22 protein-coding genes are annotated in these 21,116 nt (G+C 73.5%); 8 read left to right on the top strand and 14 right to left on the bottom strand.

What is annotated here, in order from left to right; translation table 11 throughout:
• Positions 1–87 precede the first annotated feature (87 nt).
• Both KYY02_RS02850 and sigE read right to left on the bottom strand, forming a co-directional pair.
• Complete coding sequence (locus KYY02_RS02850; RefSeq protein ID WP_371235780.1) at positions 88–1,041, bottom strand: anti-sigma factor family protein; 954 nt, start codon at positions 1,039–1,041, stop codon at positions 88–90.
• Complete coding sequence (gene sigE, locus KYY02_RS02845) at positions 1,038–1,697, bottom strand: RNA polymerase sigma factor SigE (protein WP_371235779.1); 660 nt, start codon at positions 1,695–1,697, stop codon at positions 1,038–1,040. Before sigE ends, KYY02_RS02850 begins: the two co-directional genes overlap by 4 nt.
• Before the next feature lie 276 nt (positions 1,698–1,973).
• On the opposite strand from sigE, the gene KYY02_RS02840 reads away from it, so the two are divergent.
• Positions 1,974–2,672, top strand: a complete 699-nt coding sequence (locus KYY02_RS02840) for an O-methyltransferase (protein WP_371236007.1) — start codon at positions 1,974–1,976, stop codon at positions 2,670–2,672.
• A 99-nt stretch (positions 2,673–2,771) separates the two neighbouring features.
• On the opposite strand, the gene KYY02_RS02835 is transcribed toward KYY02_RS02840, so the two are convergent.
• On the bottom strand, positions 2,772–2,939 hold the full coding sequence (locus tag KYY02_RS02835; RefSeq protein WP_003966491.1) for a DUF3117 domain-containing protein: 168 nt from the start codon (positions 2,937–2,939) through the stop codon (positions 2,772–2,774).
• 379 nt (positions 2,940–3,318) lie between these two features.
• Between KYY02_RS02835 and chcB the strand changes: the two genes are divergently transcribed.
• Complete coding sequence (chcB, locus tag KYY02_RS02830; RefSeq protein ID WP_371235778.1) at positions 3,319–4,122, top strand: 2-cyclohexenylcarbonyl CoA isomerase; 804 nt, start codon at positions 3,319–3,321, stop codon at positions 4,120–4,122.
• Positions 4,123–4,141: 19 nt separating this feature from the next.
• On the opposite strand, the gene KYY02_RS02825 is transcribed toward chcB, so the two are convergent.
• Positions 4,142–4,744, bottom strand: a complete 603-nt coding sequence (locus KYY02_RS02825) for a DNA-3-methyladenine glycosylase I (protein ID WP_371235777.1) — start codon at positions 4,742–4,744, stop codon at positions 4,142–4,144.
• A 14-nt stretch (positions 4,745–4,758) separates the two neighbouring features.
• Positions 4,759–5,115, bottom strand: a complete 357-nt coding sequence (locus KYY02_RS02820; RefSeq protein WP_371236005.1) for a DivIVA domain-containing protein — start codon at positions 5,113–5,115, stop codon at positions 4,759–4,761.
• Positions 5,116–5,257: 142 nt separating this feature from the next.
• Here KYY02_RS02820 and folP point away from each other — a divergent pair, with 142 nt between their 5' ends.
• On the top strand, positions 5,258–6,118 hold the full coding sequence (gene folP / locus KYY02_RS02815) for a dihydropteroate synthase (RefSeq protein ID WP_371235776.1): 861 nt from the start codon (positions 5,258–5,260) through the stop codon (positions 6,116–6,118).
• A 127-nt stretch (positions 6,119–6,245) separates the two neighbouring features.
• Here folP and KYY02_RS02810 read toward each other — a convergent pair whose 3' ends face one another.
• Both KYY02_RS02810 and dapE read right to left on the bottom strand, forming a co-directional pair.
• Entirely contained in the window at positions 6,246–7,004 is a 759-nt protein-coding gene (locus KYY02_RS02810; RefSeq protein ID WP_371235775.1) for an LOG family protein, read from the bottom strand.
• Between the two features lie 108 nt (positions 7,005–7,112).
• On the bottom strand, positions 7,113–8,192 hold the full coding sequence (gene dapE / locus KYY02_RS02805) for a succinyl-diaminopimelate desuccinylase (RefSeq protein WP_371235774.1): 1,080 nt from the start codon (positions 8,190–8,192) through the stop codon (positions 7,113–7,115).
• Positions 8,193–8,276: 84 nt separating this feature from the next.
• Here dapE and KYY02_RS02800 point away from each other — a divergent pair, with 84 nt between their 5' ends.
• Positions 8,277–9,257, top strand: a complete 981-nt coding sequence (locus KYY02_RS02800) for a VldE C-terminal domain-containing protein (RefSeq protein ID WP_371235773.1) — start codon at positions 8,277–8,279, stop codon at positions 9,255–9,257.
• A gap of 154 nt (positions 9,258–9,411) precedes the next feature.
• The gene (locus KYY02_RS02795) at positions 9,412–9,714 is read left to right on the top strand and encodes an ATP-binding protein (RefSeq protein ID WP_371235772.1); all 303 of its coding nucleotides are present in this window, start codon (positions 9,412–9,414) and stop codon (positions 9,712–9,714) included.
• 366 nt (positions 9,715–10,080) lie between these two features.
• Here the strand turns inward: KYY02_RS02795 and KYY02_RS02790 are convergent, their stop codons facing one another.
• Together KYY02_RS02790 and fdxA are read right to left on the bottom strand one after the other, a co-directional pair.
• On the bottom strand, positions 10,081–11,178 hold the full coding sequence (locus tag KYY02_RS02790; protein WP_371236004.1) for a bifunctional succinyldiaminopimelate transaminase/glutamate-prephenate aminotransferase: 1,098 nt from the start codon (positions 11,176–11,178) through the stop codon (positions 10,081–10,083).
• A gap of 117 nt (positions 11,179–11,295) precedes the next feature.
• On the bottom strand, positions 11,296–11,613 hold the full coding sequence (gene fdxA / locus KYY02_RS02785) for a ferredoxin (RefSeq protein WP_004926152.1): 318 nt from the start codon (positions 11,611–11,613) through the stop codon (positions 11,296–11,298).
• Between the two features lie 140 nt (positions 11,614–11,753).
• On the opposite strand from fdxA, the gene KYY02_RS02780 reads away from it, so the two are divergent.
• Genes KYY02_RS02780 through KYY02_RS02770 form a run of 3 tightly spaced genes read left to right on the top strand, consistent with a single transcriptional unit; the run spans position 11,754 to position 14,175 of the window.
• The gene (locus KYY02_RS02780) at positions 11,754–12,782 is read left to right on the top strand and encodes a GNAT family N-acetyltransferase (RefSeq protein WP_371235771.1); all 1,029 of its coding nucleotides are present in this window, start codon (positions 11,754–11,756) and stop codon (positions 12,780–12,782) included.
• A 17-nt stretch (positions 12,783–12,799) separates the two neighbouring features.
• Positions 12,800–13,654: a transglutaminase family protein gene (locus tag KYY02_RS02775; protein WP_371235770.1), complete on the top strand. Its 855-nt coding sequence runs from the start codon at positions 12,800–12,802 to the stop codon at positions 13,652–13,654.
• 47 nt (positions 13,655–13,701) lie between these two features.
• On the top strand, positions 13,702–14,175 hold the full coding sequence (locus KYY02_RS02770; protein ID WP_371235769.1) for a MarR family winged helix-turn-helix transcriptional regulator: 474 nt from the start codon (positions 13,702–13,704) through the stop codon (positions 14,173–14,175).
• A 751-nt stretch (positions 14,176–14,926) separates the two neighbouring features.
• Here the strand turns inward: KYY02_RS02770 and KYY02_RS02765 are convergent.
• From KYY02_RS02765 to KYY02_RS02745, 5 genes are all read right to left on the bottom strand, one after another.
• Complete coding sequence (locus KYY02_RS02765; protein WP_371235768.1) at positions 14,927–17,209, bottom strand: hypothetical protein; 2,283 nt, start codon at positions 17,207–17,209, stop codon at positions 14,927–14,929.
• Positions 17,210–17,403: 194 nt separating this feature from the next.
• On the bottom strand, positions 17,404–17,817 hold the full coding sequence (locus tag KYY02_RS02760) for a DUF6113 family protein (protein ID WP_371235767.1): 414 nt from the start codon (positions 17,815–17,817) through the stop codon (positions 17,404–17,406).
• Entirely contained in the window at positions 17,814–18,671 is an 858-nt protein-coding gene (gene mshB / locus KYY02_RS02755) for an N-acetyl-1-D-myo-inositol-2-amino-2-deoxy-alpha-D-glucopyranoside deacetylase (protein WP_371235766.1), read from the bottom strand. Before mshB ends, KYY02_RS02760 begins: the two co-directional genes overlap by 4 nt.
• Before the next feature lie 221 nt (positions 18,672–18,892).
• Positions 18,893–20,320 carry an amidase gene (locus KYY02_RS02750; RefSeq protein ID WP_371235765.1) on the bottom strand — a complete coding sequence of 476 codons (1,428 nt, stop codon included), beginning with the start codon at positions 20,318–20,320 and terminating at the stop codon, positions 18,893–18,895.
• A gap of 470 nt (positions 20,321–20,790) precedes the next feature.
• Entirely contained in the window at positions 20,791–20,985 is a 195-nt protein-coding gene (locus KYY02_RS02745; protein WP_030830707.1) for a hypothetical protein, read from the bottom strand.
• Positions 20,986–21,116: the final 131 nt, after the last annotated feature.

The following is a 21,116-nucleotide window of genomic DNA, read 5'->3' as shown; positions in this document are numbered from 1 at the left end:
CGCGAGACTACTGGCCCCGCACCCGGCTGGGCCTGGGCTCGCCCTCCGGATTCAATCAGGTTCGCGCGCCCCTGCGCACCGGACGGCTCAGCGGGACGTCGGCGTGGGGAACGGCGTCGCGCCGGCGATGACGAGGCTCGGGTCCTCGAGTCCGGTGGAGACCGCCCACGTGGTCAGGGTGAGCGGCGGGGTCGAGACGAGCGGTCGTATCAGCGGGGACAGAGCCGTCGCACCGCCCGTCAGCGGCGTGCCCGGCACGGGGTGGCGCTGTGTCGGCGCCGGGATCCCGGGCAGCAGCGGAGCGGAGACCGCGGTCGGGGCGATCGGGGTGGGCGCGGGCGTGCTCCGTCCCGTCACCTGACCCAGCAGCGGTCCCACGCCGCGGCGCCGCTGGGACTCGGGCACCGCCGCACCCGTGCCCTGTGTGCGCATCGGCGTGACGTTGCTGCCCTTGCCCGCGGCGCGCCCCTCCGTGTCGGTGGGCATGCCCGCGGTGACCCCGCCGAGCGCGATCGCGGCCAGCGACACCGCCCCGGCGGCGACGAACGCGAACCGCAGCCCGCGGGAGGACGGCCGGTCGGTCTCGTGACGGCTGACGTCGTGGACGGCGAAGCCCCGGCCGCCCGCGGCGTCCGGCAGCACGGACCCGTGCCGCCGGACGGGCGCGTAGGCGAACTCGAAGCGCTCGCTCCGCCGGGCCCCGAAGGTCCCGGAGCCCCCGAACCGCCCCGGCGTTCCGCCCGGCAGCCCTCCGCCGCCCAGCGGCGAGCCGCCGTCGCCGAGGTCGCCCCCGGCCGGCAGCCCCTGAAGGCGGGCCAGGAGGTTCTCGGAGGGCGGCGGGGGCGCCGCCTGGGCGAACACGTCCTTCAGACGGCGCTGTGCGTCCACCTCCGCCCTGCACTTTGCGCAGGTGGCCACGTGCGCCAGTACGCGCTCACGCGCGTCATGACCGAGCTCCCCGTCCACCAGGGCGGAGAGTCGGTCTCCCAGGTGCTGCTCTGCGAGGTGTCCCTCGGAGGACTTCGGCTGTGAACCGCTCACGCGCTCGCGCCCCCTCCTCCCAGTGCGGGAACACGCGGCACGAAGGAGCGGCGCCCCGCGCGCGCCTGGGGCGAGCGGTGCGCGAGGGCCTTGCGCAGCTGGGAACGGCCACGGTGGATCCGGGACCGGACGGTGCCGAGCTTGACGCCCAGGGTGGCCGCGATCTCCTCGTACGACAGTCCTTCGATGTCGCACAGGACGACGGCGGCTCGGAACTCGGGGGCGAGGGTGTCGAGGGCCTGCTGGACGTCCGCGTCGAAGTGGGCGTCGTTGAAGACCTGCTGGGGCGTGGGCTCCTTGCTGGCCAGCCGCTCGGCCGCGTCGTCGCCGAGCGCGTCGAAGCGGATGCGCTGCTTGCGGCGGACCATGTCCAGGAAGAGGTTGGTGGTGATGCGGTGCAGCCAGCCCTCGAAGGTGCCCGGCGTGTACGTCGACAGGGAGCGGAAGACGCGGACGAAGACCTCCTGGGTGAGGTCCTCGGCGTCGTGCTGGTTGCCGGTGAGGCGGTAGGCGAGCCGGTAGACCCGGCCGCTGTGCATGCTGACGATCTCCTCCCAGGTGGGCGGAGTCCACGCCTGCCCGTCCGCGTCGGTGGAGAAAGTCGCGGTCTGGGCCGGGTCGCCGGCGCTGGCGTGGTCAGCAGCGGTGTCGTTCACGGATTTCGGCCCACCCGCCGATCCGAGGAAGCGCCGCAGCACCCCTCCGCGATCCACAGGCGCAGCCGCACCTCCCCTATCGGCTCTGGTGGTGTCCAGTGGAGCCCCTACCATAGCCACCTCGCCCGTTAGCTCCGGATAAGCGGTTTTACAAGAATTTGATCTGGGCTGCCACGGCTCGTACGGCTGCGTCAGTACTTGCTCGGCGCCCTCGTCCACTGCCTGCCCCCCGTCATGGCGCACGCCTCTTGCTCGTCCCTTTAAACGACCGGTCCCATCTGCGGGTTCCCGACGCCAACGGATACAGTCACGCCCAGGCACCCATGGGGACAGGAGAGGGTCATTACCGCCAACCGGCAGACGAGCTGGGCGTTCGCCGACGCCTATGTCGCCGAGGACGAAGCGCTGCACTGGGCCCGTGACCGGACCCGTGACGCAGGGCTGCGCTCGGTGTCGCCCGGCACGGGCGCGGCGCTGCGGTTGCTCGCCGCCAGCGTGGACGCCAAGGCGGTCGCCGAGATCGGTACCGGCTGCGGGGTCTCCGGGATCCACCTGCTGCACGGGATGCGGCCGGACGGTGTGCTGACCACGGTCGACCAGGAGCCGGAGCACCAGCAGTCCGCCCGCCAGGCCTTCCGCGACGCCGGTTTCGCCGGGAACAGGGCCCGCTTCATCCCGGGCCGGGCGCTGGACGTCCTGCCCCGTCTCGCGGACGCCGGCTACGACCTGGTCTTCTGCGACGGCGACCGACAGGAGTACCAGGACTACCTCGCCGAATCGCTGCGCCTGCTGCGCCCGGGAGGCCTGGTCGCCTTCGAAGGGGTCTTCGCGAACGGGCGCACGGTGGACTCCGGACCGCAGCCCACGGAGGTGCTGCGGCTGCGGGAGCTGGTGCGGACTCTGCGCGAGAGCACGGAACTGGTGTCGTCGCTGCTGCCGGTGGGGGACGGACTCCTCTGCGCCGTCAAGCGGTGACCGGCGCGCCCGGTCCGGCCCTTCGGCCCGTACGCGAAACAGCCGCCCCGGCACCGTGTGCGGTGCCGGGGCGGCTGAAAGGGTATGGTCGCTTGCGCGTCAGCCGACGACCTTCTTGAGGGCGTCGCCGAGCGCGTCGGCCTCGTCCGGGGTCAGCTCGACGACGAGTCGACCGCCGCCTTCGAGCGGAACGCGCATGACGATGCCCCGCCCCTCCTTGGTCACCTCGAGCGGGCCATCACCCGTCCGCGGCTTCATGGCCGCCATGCTCGTTCCCCTTCCTGAAACCCAGCTCAACCGTCTAAGCCGACGGCCCACTGAAGGGCACCTGCGGTCCTTGAAGCAGGACACACGCCACCGGCATCGAACACATTGCTTCCAGGCCATTATCCCGCATGGCGGGACCCGATGACCAACATCGGTCGGCATCGCTTGGGCAACGCATGCGAGCAAAACCACTCAATTCGGCGATGTGGCTGCGATACTGCGCCACCGCGCACACTCCCGGCGACCGGAAACGGCCAGGAATCGTTTGACGCAGGTCACACGTCGGCCGCCCGACACGGTCGGCGATCTCCGTCATGCTGTCTGACAGACGGGGCCTACCGGCCGGTAGGCCCCGAGCCGCCACACGGAGGGACACCCCATGACCGACACCGTGCTCTACGAGGTGAGCGACGGACTCGCGACGATCACGCTCAACCGCCCGGAGGCGATGAACGCGCTGAACGTCGCGGCGAAGGTCGCCCTCCGGGACGCGGTCCGGTCCGCCGCGGACGACGACGCCGTACGGGCCGTGCTGCTGACCGCGGCCGGGGACCGGGCGTTCTGCGTCGGGCAGGACCTCAAGGAGCACATAGGGCTGCTGATCGAGGACCGGGAGACCGGTTCGGGGCAGACGATGAGCACGGTGCGCGAGCACTACAACCCGATCGTGAAGGCGATCGCCGGGGCCGCGAAGCCGGTCGTCGCGGCGGTGAACGGGGTCGCGGCGGGAGCCGGCTTCGGCTTCGCGCTGGCCGCGGACTACCGGATCGTCGCGGACACGGCGGTGTTCAACACCTCGTTCGCCGGGGTCGCGCTGTCCGCGGACTCCGGGATCTCCTGGACGCTGCCGCGCGTGGTCGGCCCCGGGCGCGCCACCGACCTGCTGCTCTTCCCGCGCAGCGTCTCCGCGCAGGAGGCGTACGAGCTGGGCATCGCCAACCGGCTGGTCCCGGCGGCAAAGCTGCGCGCGGAGGCGGAGAAGGCGGCGCGGGCCCTGGCCGGGGGCCCGACGGTGGCGTACGCGGCGCTGAAGGAGTCCGTGGCGTACGGGCTGGGCCACTCGTTGGGGGAGGCCCTGGAGAAGGAGGACGAGCTCCAGACCCGGGCGGGCTCCTCGGAGGACCACGCGATCGCGGTGCGGGCGTTCGTGAACAAGGAGAAGCCGAAGTACCTGGGGCGCTGAGCCCTCGTGGGCCCCGCCCTCACGCTTCCCCGGACGGGCCGGTGCGTGCCACGCAGGTCTCCAGGTGGTCGTTGACCAGCCCGCAGGCCTGCATCAGGGCGTACGCGGTGGTCGGGCCGACGAAGCGCAGGCCCCGTTTCTTCAGGGCCTTGGACAGTGCCGTCGACTCCGGGGTCGCCGCGGGCACGTCCGCGAGGGTCTTCGGCGCCGGCCGGCCGGCCGGGTCGGGGGCGTGGGACCAGATCAGGGCGTCCAGGTCGCCGGGCGCCCACCCGGCCAGCTCGCGCGCGTTGGCGAGGGTCGCGTCGATCTTGGCGCGGTTGCGGATGATGCCCGGGTCGGCCAGCAGGCGCTCGCGGTCGGCGTCGGTGAACTCCGCGACCGCGGCGATCTCGAAGCCGGCGAACGCGGCGCGGAAGCCGGGGCGGCGCCGCAGGATGGTGATCCAGGACAGGCCCGACTGGAACGCCTCCAGGCTGAGGCGTTCGAAGAGGGCGTCGTCGCCGTGGACCGGACGGCCCCACTCCTCGTCGTGGTACGCCACGTAGTCCGGCGTGGACAGCGCCCAGGGGCAGCGCGGGCGGCCGTCCGGGCCGGCGGGTGCGGCTGCTTCCTCGCTCACGGCTGTTTCCTCGCTCACGGCTGCTCGTCCTCCCGGTGCGCGGCCGGCTTGTCCGGGCAGAGGTGGGCCGCGGCGGCGCGGGCGCCGACCAGCGCGGACTCCAGGTCGGCGATCCGGGCGTCGCGCTCGGCGAGCTCCGCGCCGAGGCGGCCGAGGGCGTCGTCCACGTCGGCCATGCGGTAGCCGCGGACGGCGAGCGGGAAGCGCAGGCCGTCCACGTCCGCGCGGTTGACCGGCCGGTCCGGCGGCAGGGTGTCCCGCAGCCGCTCGGGAACCGCCTCGGGCAGCGGGCCGTTGTCGCCGCCGCCCACCACGGCGAGGGTCACCGCGGCGACCACGACGGCGAGCGCGACGACCAGGAACAGGAACATAACCATCGCCGGGGCCCCCACGGTCGGATGAGTCGGAGTCGGATGTGTGGCTCCGATCGTGCCATGCGAGTCTGGCAGCCGGGGCCGCCGGGCGTTTCGGGGCGGCCCGGGACGGGATCGTACGAGGAAGAGGTCACAGGGGATGCTCAGGCTGGGCAGGCGGGAATTCGCACCGCACGAGCGGGTGATCATGGCCATCGTGAACCGGACCCCGGACTCCTTCTACGACCGGGGCGCCACGTTCCACGACGAGCCGGCGCTGGCGCGGGTGGAGCGGGCGGTGGCGGAGGGCGCCGCGATCATCGACATCGGCGGGGTGAAGGCCGGGCCGGGCGAGGAGGTCACGGCCGAGGAGGAGGCGCGGCGGACGGTCGGCTTCGTCGCCGAGGTGCGGCGGCGCTTCCCGGACGTCGTGATCAGTGTGGACACCTGGCGGCACGAGGTCGCCGAGGCCGTGTGCGAGGCGGGCGCGGACGTGCTGAACGACGCGTGGGGCGGGGTCGACCCGCGGCTCGCGGAGGTCGCCGCCCGGTACGGCGCGGGGCTGGTGTGCACCCACGCGGGCGGTGCCCGGCCGCGGACGCGGCCGCACCGGGTGACGTACGACGACGTCATGGCCGACATCCTCGACGTGACCGTGGGGCTGGCGGAGCGGGCGGTCGCGCTGGGCGTGCCGCGGGAGTCGGTGATGATCGATCCCGGGCACGACTTCGGGAAGAACACGCGGCACAGTCTCGAGGCCACCCGACGGCTGGGGGAGATGGTCGACACGGGGTGGCCGGTGCTCGTTTCGTTGTCCAACAAGGACTTCGTCGGCGAGACGTTGGACCGGCCCGTGAAGGAGCGGGTGGTGGGGACGCTGGCGACGACCGCCGTGTCCGCGTGGCTGGGGGCGCAGGTGTACCGGGTGCACGAGGTGGCCGAGACCCGGCAGGTGCTGGACATGGTGTCGGCGATCGCCGGGGAGCGGGAGCCGGCTGTGGCCCGGCGGGGGCTGGCGTAGGGTTCCCCGCCCCCGCCGCCCCTTCCCGTCCTCCGGGGGTCCCGGCCCCGGGCCCCCGGCATCTCCCCGCCCACCGCCCGGCCCGGGAGTCGTCCGGGCTCCCCCGGGGGGCGCCCTCCACAGGTCCCTAGCGGCCCGCCTCCTTCGAGACCAGGGCCACCGCCTCCTCCACGTCGTCCGTGACGTGGAACAGGAGGAGGTCCTTCTCCGCCGCCTTGCCCTGGGCGATGACCGTGCCGCGGAGCCAGTCGACCAGACCGCCCCAGTACTCCGTGCCGAACAGCACGATGGGGAACTGGGTGACCTTCTGGGTCTGGACGAGGGTCAGGGCCTCGAAGAGTTCGTCCAGGGTGCCGAGGCCGCCGGGCAGGACCACGAAGCCCTGGGCGTACTTGACGAACATCATCTTGCGGACGAAGAAGTACCGGAAGTTCAGGCCGATGTCGACGTAGGGGTTCAGCCCCTGCTCGAAGGGCAGTTCGATGCCCAGACCGACCGACGTCCCCTCCGCCTCGAGCGCGCCCTTGTTGGCCGCCTCCATGGCTCCCGGACCGCCGCCGGTGATCACCGCGAAGCCCGCCTCGACCAGACCCCGGCCCAGCCGGACACCGGTCTCGTACTCCCACGAGTCCACCGGTGTGCGCGCCGAGCCGAAGACGCTGATGGCGGGCGGGAGTTCGGCGAGCGTGCCGAAGCCCTCGACGAACTCCGACTGGATGCGCAGCACCCGCCAGGGGTCGGTGTGCACCCAGTCCGTGGGCGCGCGCTCGTCCAGCAGCCGCTGGTCGGTGGTGCTCGCCTGCACCTGACCCCGCCGGCGGAGGACCGGCCCCAGGCGCTTCTCCTCCGGCGGCTGCTGCTTCCCCTCGGGGTTGCCGGTAGCCATGTGCGCTCCCTCCGTTCGCTGGTCGTACCACCTCAGCGTAGATCCACACGGGTTACGTACGAGGGACCTCAGCATGTCCGGCACGCAGCGGCGCAAACCCCCTTCGCGTCACGCCGTCAGCCAGGACCGCAGCCGTTCCTCCCCCGCGAGGATCTTCGCGGTGTCCACGCGCTCGTCCCGCTTGTGCGCCAAGTGGGGGTTACCGGGACCGTAGTTGACCGCCGGGATGCCCAGCGACGAGAAGCGGGAGACGTCCGTCCAGCCGTACTTGGGCTGCGGGGTGCCGCCCACCGCCTCGATGAAGGCCGCCGCGGCCGGGTGGGACAGGCCGGGCAGCGCCGCGCCGCTGTGGTCGTCGACGACGAACTCCCTCACCCCGCAGTCCGCGAACACCTCGCGGACATGGGCGAGGGCCTCCTCCCCGCTGCGGTCGGGGGCGTAGCGGAAGTTCACGCTCACGACGCATTCGTCGGGGATGACGTTGCCGGCCACTCCCCCGAAGACGCCGACCGCGTTCAGGCCCTCGCGGTACTCCAGCCCGTCGATCACCGGGTGCCGCGGCTCGTATGCGGCCAACCGGGCGAGGATCGGGGCGGCGGCGTGGATCGCGTTGGAGCCCATCCAGCTCCGCGCGGAGTGGGCGCGCTCGCCGGTGGTCTTCAGCAGCACCCGCAGCGTGCCCTGGCAGCCGCCCTCCACCTGCCCGTCGGAGGGTTCGAGGAGTACCGCGAAGTCGCCCTCCAGCCACTCGGGGTGCGCCTCGGCCACGTGCTTCAGGCCGTTGAGTTCGGCCGCGACCTCCTCGTTGTCGTAGAAGACGAAGGTCAGGTCGCGGTTGGGGGCGGGGACCGTGGCCGCGATGCGCAGTTGGACGGCCAGGCCGGACTTCATGTCGCAGGTGCCGCAGCCCCAGAGCACGCCGTCGGCGTCGAGCCGGGAGGGGACGTTGTCCGCGATCGGGACCGTGTCGATGTGGCCGGCGAGGATCACCCGCTCCGGACGCCCCAGCCGCGTACGGGCCACGACGTTGTTGCCGTACCGGTCGACCGTGAGGTGCGGCAGGGCGCGCAGCGCGTTCTCGATCGCGTCCGCGAGCGGTTTCTCGGTGCCGCTCTCGGAGGAGAAGTCGACGAGCTGCGCGGTCAGGCGCGCGGCGTCCAGCGTGAGGTCAAGCGGGGTGTCGGCCATGCCGCCGACCCTAGCGCGCCGGGCGTCCGGGCCACTGTCCGCACCTGGGTCACACGGAACCGTACTCTCCAGTACCTTGTACGCGTGCCAGAGCCGTCCCTTCCTTCCAAGCGCACGCGTCGCGGCCGTCTCGCCCGCTGGAGTGCGGCCCTCGTGGTGCTGTCCGCAGTCGCCGGATACGTCGTGGTGCAGTACGACACCGGGGGCACCGGTGGTCCGGGCTGCAAGGTCGTCTCCGGCAAGGGCGACGGGGCGACCTACGAGTTCACGCCCGAGCAGGCGGTGAACGCGGCGACGATCACCGCCGTGGGCACCGCACGCGAGCTGCCCGAGCGGGCGGTGACGATCGCGCTGGCGACCGCGCTGCAGGAGTCGGCGCTGCGCAACATCGACTACGGCGACCGTGACTCGCTGGGCCTGTTCCAGCAGCGTCCCTCGCAGGGCTGGGGCACGCCGAAGGAGATCATGGACCCGGCGTACGCGGCCGAGAAGTTCTACGAGCACCTGGAGGAGGTACCGGGCTACACCCGGCTGCCGCTCACCGTCGCCGCGCAGCGGGTGCAGCGCAGCGGCTTTCCGCAGGCGTACGCCAAGCACGAGCCGGACGCCGCACTGCTGGCCGCCGCCCTCACCGGACGCTCGGCGGCGACGCTGACCTGCGACGGCCGTCCGGCGGCGACGCGGGCGGCGGGCGCGGGCGCGGTGCGGGCCGCGCTGGTCCGGGACTTCGGGCGGGACGCGCTGGAGCCGGCCGGCGCCGAGGTGGGGGCGGCGTCCTCCCCCTCGCCCTCGGTGAGCGCTCCGGCGGGATCCGGCGGCTCCGACGGGCGGACCGTGCGGCTTCCGGTCACCGCCGGGGAGGGCGCCGACGCCGGGACACGAGGCTGGCAGCTGGCCCACTGGGCCGTGGCCAACGCCTCCGAACTGCACATACAGCAGGTGTCGTACGCGGGACGGGAGTGGACGGCCGGACACACCGACGGCCAGTGGCGGCCGACGGACGGCAAGAACGCGGGGGGATCGGGTGACGGCGCGGGGGTCGTGACCATCACGACCAAGCCGTAGCGCGACCGCGCAGGCGTGCGGGGGGTCACCCGCAGGCGTTGCGTACGGCCGATAATGCGACGTATTGCCAACTCTTTGCGTTGTCCCGCCGCAACCTTCCCGGCGGTCGAGCGGTAGTCACGGTGTCACCGTTCTCTCCCGTCGAAGGAGCACCATGTCCCTCCCCCTGACCCGTCGGATCGCCCGTGCCGCGCTGCTCGTCGCTGCGGGAGCGGCCGCCGGGGTCGGCGCGGCCGGTTCCGCCGTCGCGGCCCCGGAGCTGCCGGCCACCCCGAACCTCGGCGGGCTGACCGCCGTGGACGGGGCCGCCGGAAACACCGTGGACGACGTGACGCGGGACGTCACGAAGACCGCGGGTGGTGCCGACAAGGTGGCGCCGGGCGCCGGCAGGACCGTGAAGAAGGCTGCCGGGTCTCTCGTCAAGGGTGCGCCTGTGAAGGGGCTGCCGGTCGGCTGAGGGCCGGCCCGCGGTCGGCCTTCCGTCACGGCGACGGGGCCCGGGGGTTCCCGGGCCCCGTCGCTCTGCGTGTGGCCCAAGGACGGCGGGGGCGGGCGCTTCTCGACCGGTGCTCGGCGTCGGTGGCTGTGCCCGCCCCCCTCATTGCCCGCAGGGCACGGGAGGTGCCCCCTCGCCCTACGGAACGGCTGCCCACAGCTTGGGCCCGGCAACGGTCGACTGCTCGCAGCCCGGCCCGGGAACGGTCGCCCACCCACAGCCGGGCTTGGGAACAGTCGCCCACCCACAGCCGGGCTTGGGAACAGTCGCCCACCCACAGCCGGGCTTGGGAACAGTCGCCCACCCACAGCCGGGGCGGGCAGGTGGTCAGGTGGTCAGGCGGGTCACTGCTGCCTGGATTCGTTCGTCCGTGGCCGTGAGGGCCACGCGGACGAAGTTCCCGCCCGCCGGGCCGTAGAAGTCGCCGGGGGCGACCAGGATGCCCCGGTCGGCGAGGTGGGCGACCGTGGTCCAGCAGGACTCGTCCCTGGTGGCCCACAGGTAGAGGCTGGCCTCGCTGTGCTCGATGCGGAAGCCGTGGGCGAGGAGGGCCTCGCGCAGGACGGTGCGGCGGGCCGCGTAGCGCCCTCGCTGGACGCGCACGTGCTCGTCGTCGCTCAACGCCGCCGCCACGGCCGCCTGGGTCGGCGCGGAGGTCATCATCCCGCCGTGCTTGCGGATCTGCAGCAGCGGGCCGAGGACCGCCGGGTCACCGGCCAGGAACGCGGCGCGGTAACCGGCGAGGTTGGACCGCTTGGACAGGGAGTGGACCGAGACGATGCCGTCGTACGACCCGCCGTTGACGTCGGGGTGCAGCACCGAGACCGGGTCGGCCTCCCAGCCCAGCTCGATGTAGCACTCGTCGGAGAGGACGAGGACGCCGTACTCACGGGCCCAGGCGACGATCCGGGTCAGCTCCTCCTTGGACAGCACCCGGCCGGTCGGGTTGGACGGGGAGTTCAGCCAGAGCAGCTTCAGGCCCGTCGGGTCCAGCTCGGTCGGGTCGTCGTACGCCACGTGCTCCGCACGGGCGAGGCGGGCACCGACCTCGTACGTCGGGTAGGCCAGGCGCGGGAAGGCGACCTTGTCGCCGGGGCCGAGCCCGAGCTGGGTGGGGAGCCAGGCGACCAGTTCCTTGGAGCCCACGACCGGCAGGACGTGGTGGTGGGTGGCCCCGCGGGCGCCCAGCCGGCGCTCCACCCAGCGGGTGAGCGCGTCGCGCAGCTCCGGGGTGCCCCAGACCGTGGGGTAGCCCGGGGAGTCCGCCGCGGCGATCAGGGCCTTCTGAACCGGCTCGGGCACCGGGTCGACAGGGGTGCCGACCGAGAGGTCGACGATGCCGTCGGGGTGCGCGGCGGCCGTCTTCTTGTACGGCTCCAGCTTGTCCCAGGGGAAGGCGGGCAGCCGGTCGGAGACTGCGGACACGGTCACGGGCTCACTTTCTGGTCCGGCAAACGCCTCGGTCCCGTACGGCGATCGGGAGGATCGGGCCGTACGGGACCGAGGCGGCACGTCGTTGCGGGGCCGCTTCTCGCGGGACGGCTACGCCTGCGGCGGCAGCGCGGCGATGAACGGGTGGTCCCGCTCGATCAGGCCGAGCTTGCTGGCGCCGCCGGGCGAGCCGAGCTCGTCGAAGAACTCGACGTTCGCCTTGTAGTAGTCCTTCCACTCCTCCGGAGTGTCGTCCTCGTAGAAGATCGCCTCGACCGGGCAGACCGGCTCACAGGCACCACAGTCGACGCATTCGTCCGGGTGGATGTACAAGGACCGCTGGCCCTCGTAGATGCAGTCGACCGGGCACTCCTCGATGCACGCCTTGTCCTTCACGTCGACACAAGGCTGCGCGATGACGTAGGTCACGCTGTCGTTCCTCCTCCATAGGGCGCTGGCGGGCCTCCTCAGGCTCCGCCGCCTGGCGCGCGGGAGCGCGGCGTCGTCGATGCCCGCCCCTAGTATCTCCGTTCCTGGGCATGATCCGAACAGGAGGGGTGAACTGACCTGTGGAAATCTCTGCCGCCGGGCGCCTCGAGGTCCGTATCACCACTGCTGACGTGGGAAAACGGGTCTCCGTACGGAGCCTGATCGAACATGGTCCCCCGGGTGAGAGGTTCACCGACACGGTCGGCGTTCTCACATCATGGGACAATGATGTGTTGCAGATCACAAGAAGGAGCGGGGAGAGCGTCCGCATCGCGGAGTCGACGCTGATCGCGGGCAGGATCGTGCCGTCCGCACCGGCGCGTCGGCGCGGTCCGGCGGCCTCGTACGAGGAGCTGGCGCGGGTCTCCACGCGGGCGTGGCGGCCCGTGGAGAGCGGACGGCTCGGCGAGTGGGAGCTGCGGGCCGCCGAGGGCTTCACGCGGCGGGCCAACTCCGTGCTGCCGCTGGGTGATCCGGGCGTGCCGCTCGACGACGCGCTGACGGCCGTGCGCGACTGGTACGCCGCGCGGGGGCTGCCCGCGTACGCGCAGACCGCGACCGGCGCCGAAGGGACGCAGGAGCTGCTCTGCGCGGAGCTGGAGCGGCGGGGCTGGGCGCGGGAGGTGACCGCCGAGCTGTGGGTGGGGCCGCTGGCGCCGGTCGCCGACCTGGGCGGGGAGCCGTCCGGGGTCGTGCTGTCGCGGGAGGCGGACGGGGCGTGGCTGGCCCGGTACCGGCGCAAGGGGGTGAGCGAGGTGGCCCTGCGGGTGCTGGGGAGCGGTCCTTCGGTGTGGTTCGCCACGGTGCCGGGCGACGGCACGGACGCGCCGGCCGCCATCGGCCGGTGTGTCGTGGACGGGCGGTGGGCCGGCTTCGCGGCGGTCGAGGTGGACCCGGCCCGGCGGCGACGGGGGCTGGCGACCGCCGTGATGGCCGCGCTGGCCCGGCGGGCGCTGGACGAGGGCGCCTCGGCGGCCTGGCTCCAGGTGGAGGACGACAACGCGGGAGCGCGGGCGCTGTACGACCGTATGGGCTTCGCCGCGCACCACGCGTACCACCACTACCGCGCTCCGGAATCGTCGGCTCCGGCAGGTGACGGGGCGTCGTGAGCGGGCACGAACCGGGTATGCCTGCTCCTCGCCCCCCGTCCCCCGAGCGCTCCGCCGAACTGCGCCGGCGGTTCGCCGAGGAGGCCCGCTGCGAGCGGCCGGGCCTGTCCACGCTGTGCCTGCTGGTCGGCGCGGAGGCGGACGGCGCGCTGGACGAGGCGGGGATGGACGCCGTGGAGATGGAGCTGGACCGACTGGCCGGCGAACTGCCCTACCGGCCCGGCTCGCCGCACGCGTGGGCGGTGGCCCTGCGGGAGCTGCTGGGCGAGCGGTACGGCTTCCACGGCGTTCCGGGCGACTACCAGCGGCTGGAGTCGTCGCTGCTGCACGAGGTGCTGCGACGGCGGCGCGGGCTGCCGATCCTGCTGTCGGTGGTGTGGATGGAGGTGGCCCGGCGGGCGGGGGCGCCGGTGTACGGGGTGGCACTGCCGGGGCACTTCGTGGTCGGGTTCGGGGAGGCGAGGGCGGGGCAGGTGCTGGCCGATCCGTTCGACGGGGGCCGGGTGCTGACCGGGGCCGACGCGGAGCTGCTGGTCGCCGGGGCGACGGGGGCGCCGCTGGACGCGTCGATGCTGACGCCCGCCGGGGTGCTGGACGTCGTCCTGCGCGTGCTGAACAACGTCCGGGCGTGGTCGGCGGCGCGTCCCGAGCACTCGGGCGTGGGGCTGTGGGCGGTGGAGCTGTCGCTGCTGCTCCCGTCGCACCCCGCGCGACTGCGGTACGAGCGGGCGCAGCTGCTGGTGCAGCGGGGTGACTTCCGGAACGGGGCCCGGGAGCTGGAGGCGTACGCGGAGGTGGTCGCCGGGGTGGACGAGCCGACGGCTGAGCGCCTCCGCAGCCAGGCACGGGCGGCACGGGCCCTGCTGAACTAACGAGCACCCTTTGACATGGGTACAGACGGATATCTATGCTCATGTACATGTCCGAGACCGGTGCCTCCGAGCAGCGCATCGCGCACGTGGCTTCCGAGCTCACGGCGTGTCTGCCCGCGCTGCACCGGGCGCTGGAGCGGCGGGTCGGGAGCGAGTACCCCCACCCGAAGCCGCCTGAGGGACAGCTGGCGCTGTTGCGGTTCGTCGCGCGGCACGAGGGCGCCACGGTGGGCGAGGCGGCCGCGGCGCTGCTGATGAAGCCCAACAACGTCAGCGCGCTCGTCTCCCAGCTCACGGAGCGGGGCGAGCTGGAGCGCCGTCAGGACGGCACCGACAGGCGGATCGCCCACCTCCACCTCACCGCGACCTCGCGCCGGCGGATCGCCGAGGTGCACGCCCTCGAGGAGCGCCTCCTCGGCCAGGCCCTGCGGTCCGTCACCGACGGGGAGATGGACGCGCTCGGTTCGGCGCTCGGTGCGCTGAAGGCAGTGACGCACCACCTCCACGCCGCGACCCGCTGACGGGCCCGCCGCCGGCCGTCACGCCGGGGCGGGGCCCTGCCCGCGTTCCCGAACGCCCCGTTCCCCCTCCGCGGCCGGGGCCTGCCGAGCGCCCGGACGCGCCCGGGAACCGTGATCCCCCTCGCGTACTCCGTACGTCCCCTCCGAGGAGGGGACGGCCTCCTTTGTGTCGTCCACTTCCGTGGATCGCCCCGCCGCGCGCCGGGCGCCCCCTGGCTCGCTCTGTTCGCCGGGTCGTTCGGTCCGCTCACGGTGCGGCTCGACGGCCCTGTCGTCGCCCTCGCCAACCCGGCGATCGGCAAGGCCTCGGGGCCGGCACCGCAAAGCGCACCTCCGTGCTGGTCACCGTGATCGCCGGAAAGGTCGGTCCCTCGATCTTCGGCGAACTCACCCGGGCGGGACGTCCCCGCCTCCGTGGCGCACGGTCCGCAGAAGGCCGAGGACGCCGTGCCGACGGGGGCGCCCCGGTCTTCGCCGGCATGCCGGCGCGGCTCAGGGCCGCGGTCGTCGAGGGCAGCGGCCAGCGGTTCGCGGGCGGTCCGCACTCCGCACGGCCACCGCCACCGGGATCCCGTGCCTGATCGGTGCCGTGGCGGCGGTGGCCGGCGCCGGGCGCCGCTCCCGGGGGCGGCCGACGACGCGGAGGCGCCGGTGGTCGCCGCCGCCCACCGAGCGACGGAGCACGCCCGCACAGGGGAGCGGCGCCGCACGGATCCGTGCGGCGCCGCTCCCCTGTGCGGTGCAGGCCGCGTCAGCTGGGGTTCGTGTCGATGACGGCGACGCGGTCGGTCCTGCTGACCAGCGCCTGACGGAGGGCTCCGTAGACGTCCTCGGGGGTGACGGCCGTCTTCTTGCCGTTGCCCCGGGTGATGAGCACACCGTCGAACGCCTGGCCGTACAGTTCCTCGAGGGCCTTCAGGTCGGGCTTGTCGACCAGCTTGCCGTTGACGGCCTGGACCCCGAGGAACTTCCACAGCGAGTTCTCGGGACTCATCGGGACCGAGTGCTCCGCGTCCGTCTGCACGGTCACGATGCCCGACATCGCCGGCTCGGCGAACTCCTTCATCATCCGGTCGACCTCGGCCTTGGTGACCTTCGGCTGCTGGGCGGTCGTCGGAACGTTCACCGTGGTGGCCTTCCCGGTCTCGACCTGGGTGCGGTACGCCTCCGCCACCGCGTCGGTCGCCTTGGCGACGTCGATGCCCTGGCCGCCCTTGGGGTACACCGGGACGGCCTTGCCGGACTCGAACGTGATCGAGCCCTCGGTCAGCGAGCCGGAGCCGCCGGCGGCGTCCTCCAGGGCCGCGTGCAGCTTCTCCTCGTCGACGGGCATGACCGGCTCGACGACACGCTGGTTGCCGATGAGGGAGCCGATGACGTTGACCGGGTTGTAGTCGCTGCCGGTGGCCTCGCCGACGGTGGCGTCGGTGTCGAACTGCAGGCCCGCGTTGTCCGGCTCCAGTTCGACGGTCTTGCCGTCGACCGACAGTTTCAGCGGCTGGTCCAGCCGGTCGTCGAGGGCGGCGTCGAGCTTCTTGACGGCCTCGTCGCGGGTGCCGCCGCCGATGTCGACGCCGAGCACGGTGGTGCCCTTCGGCACGTCGGAACGGTTCATCAGCAGTCCGGCGCCGTAGGCGACACCGGCGAGGAAGACCAGGCAGCCGCAGAGCAGGACGAGCTTGTTGCGCCCCTTCTTCTTCGCCGGCTTCGAGGAGGTCGCCGGGGATGTGGGGGACGTGGGGGCCGGCTCGGGCAGCTTCGGGGGCGTGTGCGTCCGCGGGCCGTCGGCCGGACCGCCGGGAGCGTCGAAGTCCGCGCCCGGCGGGACGACCGGGATGCCGCTGGCGACGGTGTCTCCGGAGACGTTGTCGTGGCGGGGGCCGTAGCCCGGGGCACCCGGTTCGGCGAGCCTCTGCGGGGTGAGGATCGCGGTGTCGTCGCTCAGCCCCCCGCCGGGGGCGCCGGGGCGTGCGCCCTGGTCGGCGAAGCCGGCAGGGGTGCCCTGGTCGGCGAAGCCGGCAGGGGTGCCCTGGTCGGCGAAGCCGGCAGGGGTGCCCTGGCCCGGCCGGGCACCGGGGCGCGCGGAGGCGCCCTGGGCCGACCGGCCCGCCTGACCCGACTGGGCGCTGGGACGGACCGGGAGCCCGGGGAGGCCGGGAGCGGGGGGAGTGCCGGATCCCCTGCCCGTCCGGGGAGCGACCGGGCTCGAACCGGTGGCCGGTCCGGTGGTCGGACCCGCGGGGCCCGGCTGTCCACGACGACCGGACTGGCCGGACTGGCCGGACTGGCCGGACTGAGGAGCCCGGCCCGGTCGCGGCTCGTCGCCCTGCCCCGTGCCCGGACGGGTGCCGGGGCCCGCCGGCCCGGCGGCCAGCGCTTCGGTCACGTCGAAGGAGCCGGTGCCGCCACCGTGCCCGGGGGCCACGGGCCCGCCGGTCGCGCCGGTGGGTCCGGAACCCTGCGTGCCGCCGGAGCGGGAACCGCCCGGCGCGCCCGTGGAGCCGACGGCGCCACCGGGACGTTCGGCGCCCGGCCGCGCGCCACCGGACGCGCCGGCGGGGGCGGCCGGGGCCTGCGGGGCGCCGCCCGCGGCGGGGCCCGAACCGCTCGACGCGCCCGCGCCGTTGGCGGAGCCGGCACCCGGACCGCCCTTGCCCGCGCCCGACCTGCGGGGCGCGAACCAGTCGCTGGCCGGCTTCTCCCCGGCCGTCGGCCGGTCGGGCCGGCCGGAGGGCTCGGCCGCGTCGGCGGCCGGGGTGTCCTGGGCCGGGGACGACGCCTCGGCGGCGGTGCCCTTGTTCTCCGCGTCCGTGACGGGCTTGCGCACGACGACCGGCGGAATGGGCCGCGATCCGGGGATGTTGATGCGGATCCGCGTGGTCAGCGTGGTCTCGGTCTTGCGTTCCTCCGGCCGCGCGGCCGAACGGCCCTCGTCCGGAATCGCCGGAATCCCGTAGGGCGGCGTGCCCGACGGGTAGGCGGATCCACCGCGCCCGTTGGACCCGGAGGACGGGGTGTCAGTTTCACGACTCAAGGCAGGTTCTCCCGGTTGGCTCCGCCGCTCGTCACGACCTCACGGTGGGAGTCCTCCCAGCTCTGGCGAAGCCGAGGGTTCGAGGGAGGCTCGGCGGCGCGCACCACCTTACTGGCCATGTCCGACCCGTATTCCAGCACCGCCGGGGAAACCCACACCGGACCCGCACGCACATGACACGGCGAAGTGGTACGTCACTTGCCAAGTCGGGCGGGAGGACCGTCCGGTTGCCGCCCGGGGGCGAGGGTGGCACAGATCACAGCCAAGGCGATGCCGCCGAGGAGGAAGAGGTAGGAGCCGCCGCCCGCGGCGAACAGGAAGTCGCCTTCCGGACGGCTGGTGGTGAGCAGGACGACGGCGAGCGTCCAGCCGCAGGCGGCCCAGACGCCTCCGGCCCGGCTGCGGAGGGCGCGGGTGGCACCCAGGACCAGCCCCGCCTCACCGGCGAGGGCGAGCAGCAGCCCGCCGGGGAACCACGCGGGCTGCACCAGCGCCCCGGCCGCGCCGACCACGGCGCCGAGCAGGAACAGTCCCAGGCAGGCGGCGACCCGTCCGGCGGAGGGCGGTCGCAGCGGCTGGGCGAGCACGGAGGGCGACCGGCCGCTCACGGCGCCTCCCCGATCCCGGCGAACAGGTCGCTCTCCCGCTCCTCGGGGCGTCCCCCGCGCACCAACTCGTAGTACTCGGTGGTGAAGAGCGGCTGGGCGAGTTCGTTGGAGAGCGCGAAGTACGGTTCGGCCACGGTGATCTGGGTGGCGTGCGCCCGCATGGCGGCGGCCTTGGCGGCGGCGTACGCGGTGCCGTCGATCCCGGTGGTGACCCGCTCGTCGGCGACGACACCCGGTACGTCGCCGACGACGGCCGCCTTCTCGAAGGGCAGGCCGGGCAGGTCGTTGTCGAGGCGGGCGAAGGACTCCTCGGCGACGGACCGGGGCACGCGGTTCCAGTAGACCTTGGGGACGTCCCAGCCCCGTTCGGCGGCGAGCTCGACGGCGCGCATGGCGACGCGGTGGGCCTGGATGTGGTCGGGGTGGCCGTAGCCGCCGTGGTCGTCGTAGGTGACGAGGACCTGGGGGCGGACCTCGAGGATCACCTCGGCGAGCAGCCCCGCGGCCCGGTCGACGTCGGCCTGCCAGAAGCAGCCGGGGTCGTCGTTGTCGGGCAGTCCCGTCATCCCGGAGTCGCAGTACCTCCCGGCCCCGCCGAGCAGCCGGAAGTCCGCAACCCCGAGCGCGCGCATCGCTTCCCTCAGCTCCCCGAGCCGGTGCCCGCCGAGGGCGGCCCCGCTCAGGTGCGCCAGCTCGGGCGGGATGACCTCGCCCCGCTCGCCGAGCGTGCAGGTGACCAGCGACACATGGGCACCCTCGGCGGCGTAGCGGGCCATGGTCGCGCCGTTGTTGATCGACTCGTCGTCCGGGTGTGCGTGCACCAGCAGCAGACGCCGGTCGGGCAGTTCCGTCATGGGCTCCACCCTATGAGGCGCGGGACCCTCACCGCCCGCGCCCCGGGCGCGGGGAAGTGCGGGCGCTGCTGCTCCGCCCGGGACTTCGGCCGACGGCAAAGGCGCCGCCGGGGCAGCAGGGCATGCCGGTCGGGCCTCCGCTGGTGGCGCTGTCGGTGCTGGGGGGTGCGGCGGTGCTGCTTCTGCTCTGACGGACGGCGGGGCGGCGCCCGGGCCTCCCCTCAAGAATCCCCGAGACGCCGGAACGGCCGGTCCGCCTCCAGCTCGAACGCCATCTCCAGCAGCTTCCGTTCCGCGCCGGGGCGTCCGGAGACCATGACGCCGATCGGCAGTCCGTCAGCCGTCGTGCTCGCGGCCGGTACGGAGATCGACGGGGTGCCGACGACGTTGTCGACCGGGGTGAACGCCACGTAGGCGAGGATGCGTCCGATCAGGGTGGCGTAGGGGACGGCCGGGTTGAGGTGGCCGATCGGCGGGGTGGTGTGGGCCAGGACCGGGGAGAGGAGCACGTCGAGGCCCCGGAAGCCCGCCGCGTACGCCTCCCGCGTGCGCTTCAGCCTGCGCACGACACCCGGTGTCCGCTTCCACTTCCCCACGTACATCTCGCGCAGGCCCCGGCTCAGGCCGTCCGTACGGCTCCGGTCGAAGTCCGCGCCCAGTGTTCTGCCGGTGACTCCGAGCAGGAACGACAGCATGCCCCAGTAGGTGAGGAAGTCGTCGGTGAAGTGCGGATCGACGGACAGTTCCACCGGCTCCACGGTGTGACCGAGCCGCTCAAGACGTTCGGCCGTCTCCGTGACGGCCGTCCGGGTGTCGGCGTCGGCGCGGACGCCGTTCGGGGAGTCCACCAGGAGGCCGATGCGCAGGCGGCGGTCCGAAGGACCCTCGACGAGGCCCACGGGCGGAAGCCTGGGGTTGCGCCAGTGCCGCTCCGCTGCCGCGAGGAACGCCGCGCTGTCCCGTACCGAGCGGCTCACGACGCCGTCGACGACGAGGTCGATCGGCATTTGACGGCCCTGTGCGTTCGCCACCACCCGGCCGCGGGTCGGCTTGAGGCCGACGAGTCCGCAGGCGGCGGCGGGAATGCGGATCGAGCCGCCGCCGTCGTTGGCGTGCGCGATCGGTACCGCGCCGGCGGCGACCAGGGCCGCGCTGCCGCCCGAGGAACCGCCCGCCGAGTGGTCCGTGTGCCACGGGTTGCGAACGGGCTCGGCCCCCTCGAACTCCGTGGTGGGGCTGAACCCGAACTCGGGCAACCGGGTCTTGCCGAGGACGGTGACACCGGTGCTCAGGAACTGGCGGGTGAAGGGGGCGTGCCGTCGGGCCGCCCGGGGCGCGAAGGCGGCGCTGCCGTGGCCGGTGGGCAGGCCCTGGTAGTCGGTGTTGTCCTTGACGAAGGTCGGCACCCCGGCGAAGGCGCCGACGGGCGCGGAGCCGTGGGCCGGGAGGCCGAGGTGCACCTGGACCGCGTTGAGCCGGGAGTCCACGGCCCTGACCCGGGCCGCCGCGTCGCGGGCGACCTCGGCGACGCCGACCTCGCGCCGGCGGATCGCCTCGGCGAGGCCGACCGCGTCGCGATCACCCAGGGCGTCGTCCCGGAAGGCGTGCGCTCTCGTCCGCACCTCGCTCTGTTCCCCGGAAGTCGTCACCGTCGGCTCCGCCCTGCGCGCGTGGATGATGGCCCCGCCATCATCGCCTGCCGTGGAGTAACAGGCGAGGGGGCGAGGAGCACGGGTCGGGAGCGGCACGGGTCGGGAGCGGCACGAGTCGGGAGGGTCACCCGCTCCAGCTGTCGTCGACGGCCGGCCCCGCCGCTCTCCCCCACCCGCACGGTCCCGGCGGAGTCGCCGCGGACGACGTGAGGGCCGTCGGCCCCCTACGGCCTCACCCTCCCCCTCACAGCCCGCCCTCCGGGTCCCGGCGCCCCGGCATCCGGCCGTGACAAGGAGCGGGGCGGCTCGGCGACGCGTCCGCCCCGTCGGACGGCGCCGGCCCGGAGCCCACGGAGCCCGGCGCGACGGCGGGCGGGGAGGACGGACGGGGTGTGGGCTCCGGCCGGGTCCCGGGACGTACCACGGGGCCCAGCCGGAAGACGGTGCTCAGAACCGGAAGGCGGCGCTCAGAAGTTGATGCTGCCGATCATCCCCGCCAGGTTCGTCGTCAGTTCGCTGATGGTCGGGGCGATCGTCGACGAGGCGAGGTAGAAGCCGAGCAGCATGCACACCACGGCGTGCCCTGCCTTCAGACCCGACTTCTTGATCAGCAGGAAGACGATGATCGCCAGCAGCACCACCGCCGAAATCGAGAGTGCCACGGCGGTTCACCTCCAAAGGTCCCAGGGCGCGGGGTAGGGGGACGTAGGAACATGGGGGCAGGTCAAGCCAGACAGCAGCCAGCAGGTTCATACCCACTGTGCGCTAAAGATCATAACTATCCGTACGTGCG

Origin of the sequence: Streptomyces pimonensis, from assembly GCF_041380215.1 — a bacterium.
In the GTDB taxonomy this organism is placed as follows: Bacteria; Actinomycetota; Actinomycetes; order Streptomycetales; family Streptomycetaceae; genus Streptomyces; species Streptomyces pimonensis.
This window is presented reverse-complemented; position numbering and strand designations above follow the sequence as displayed.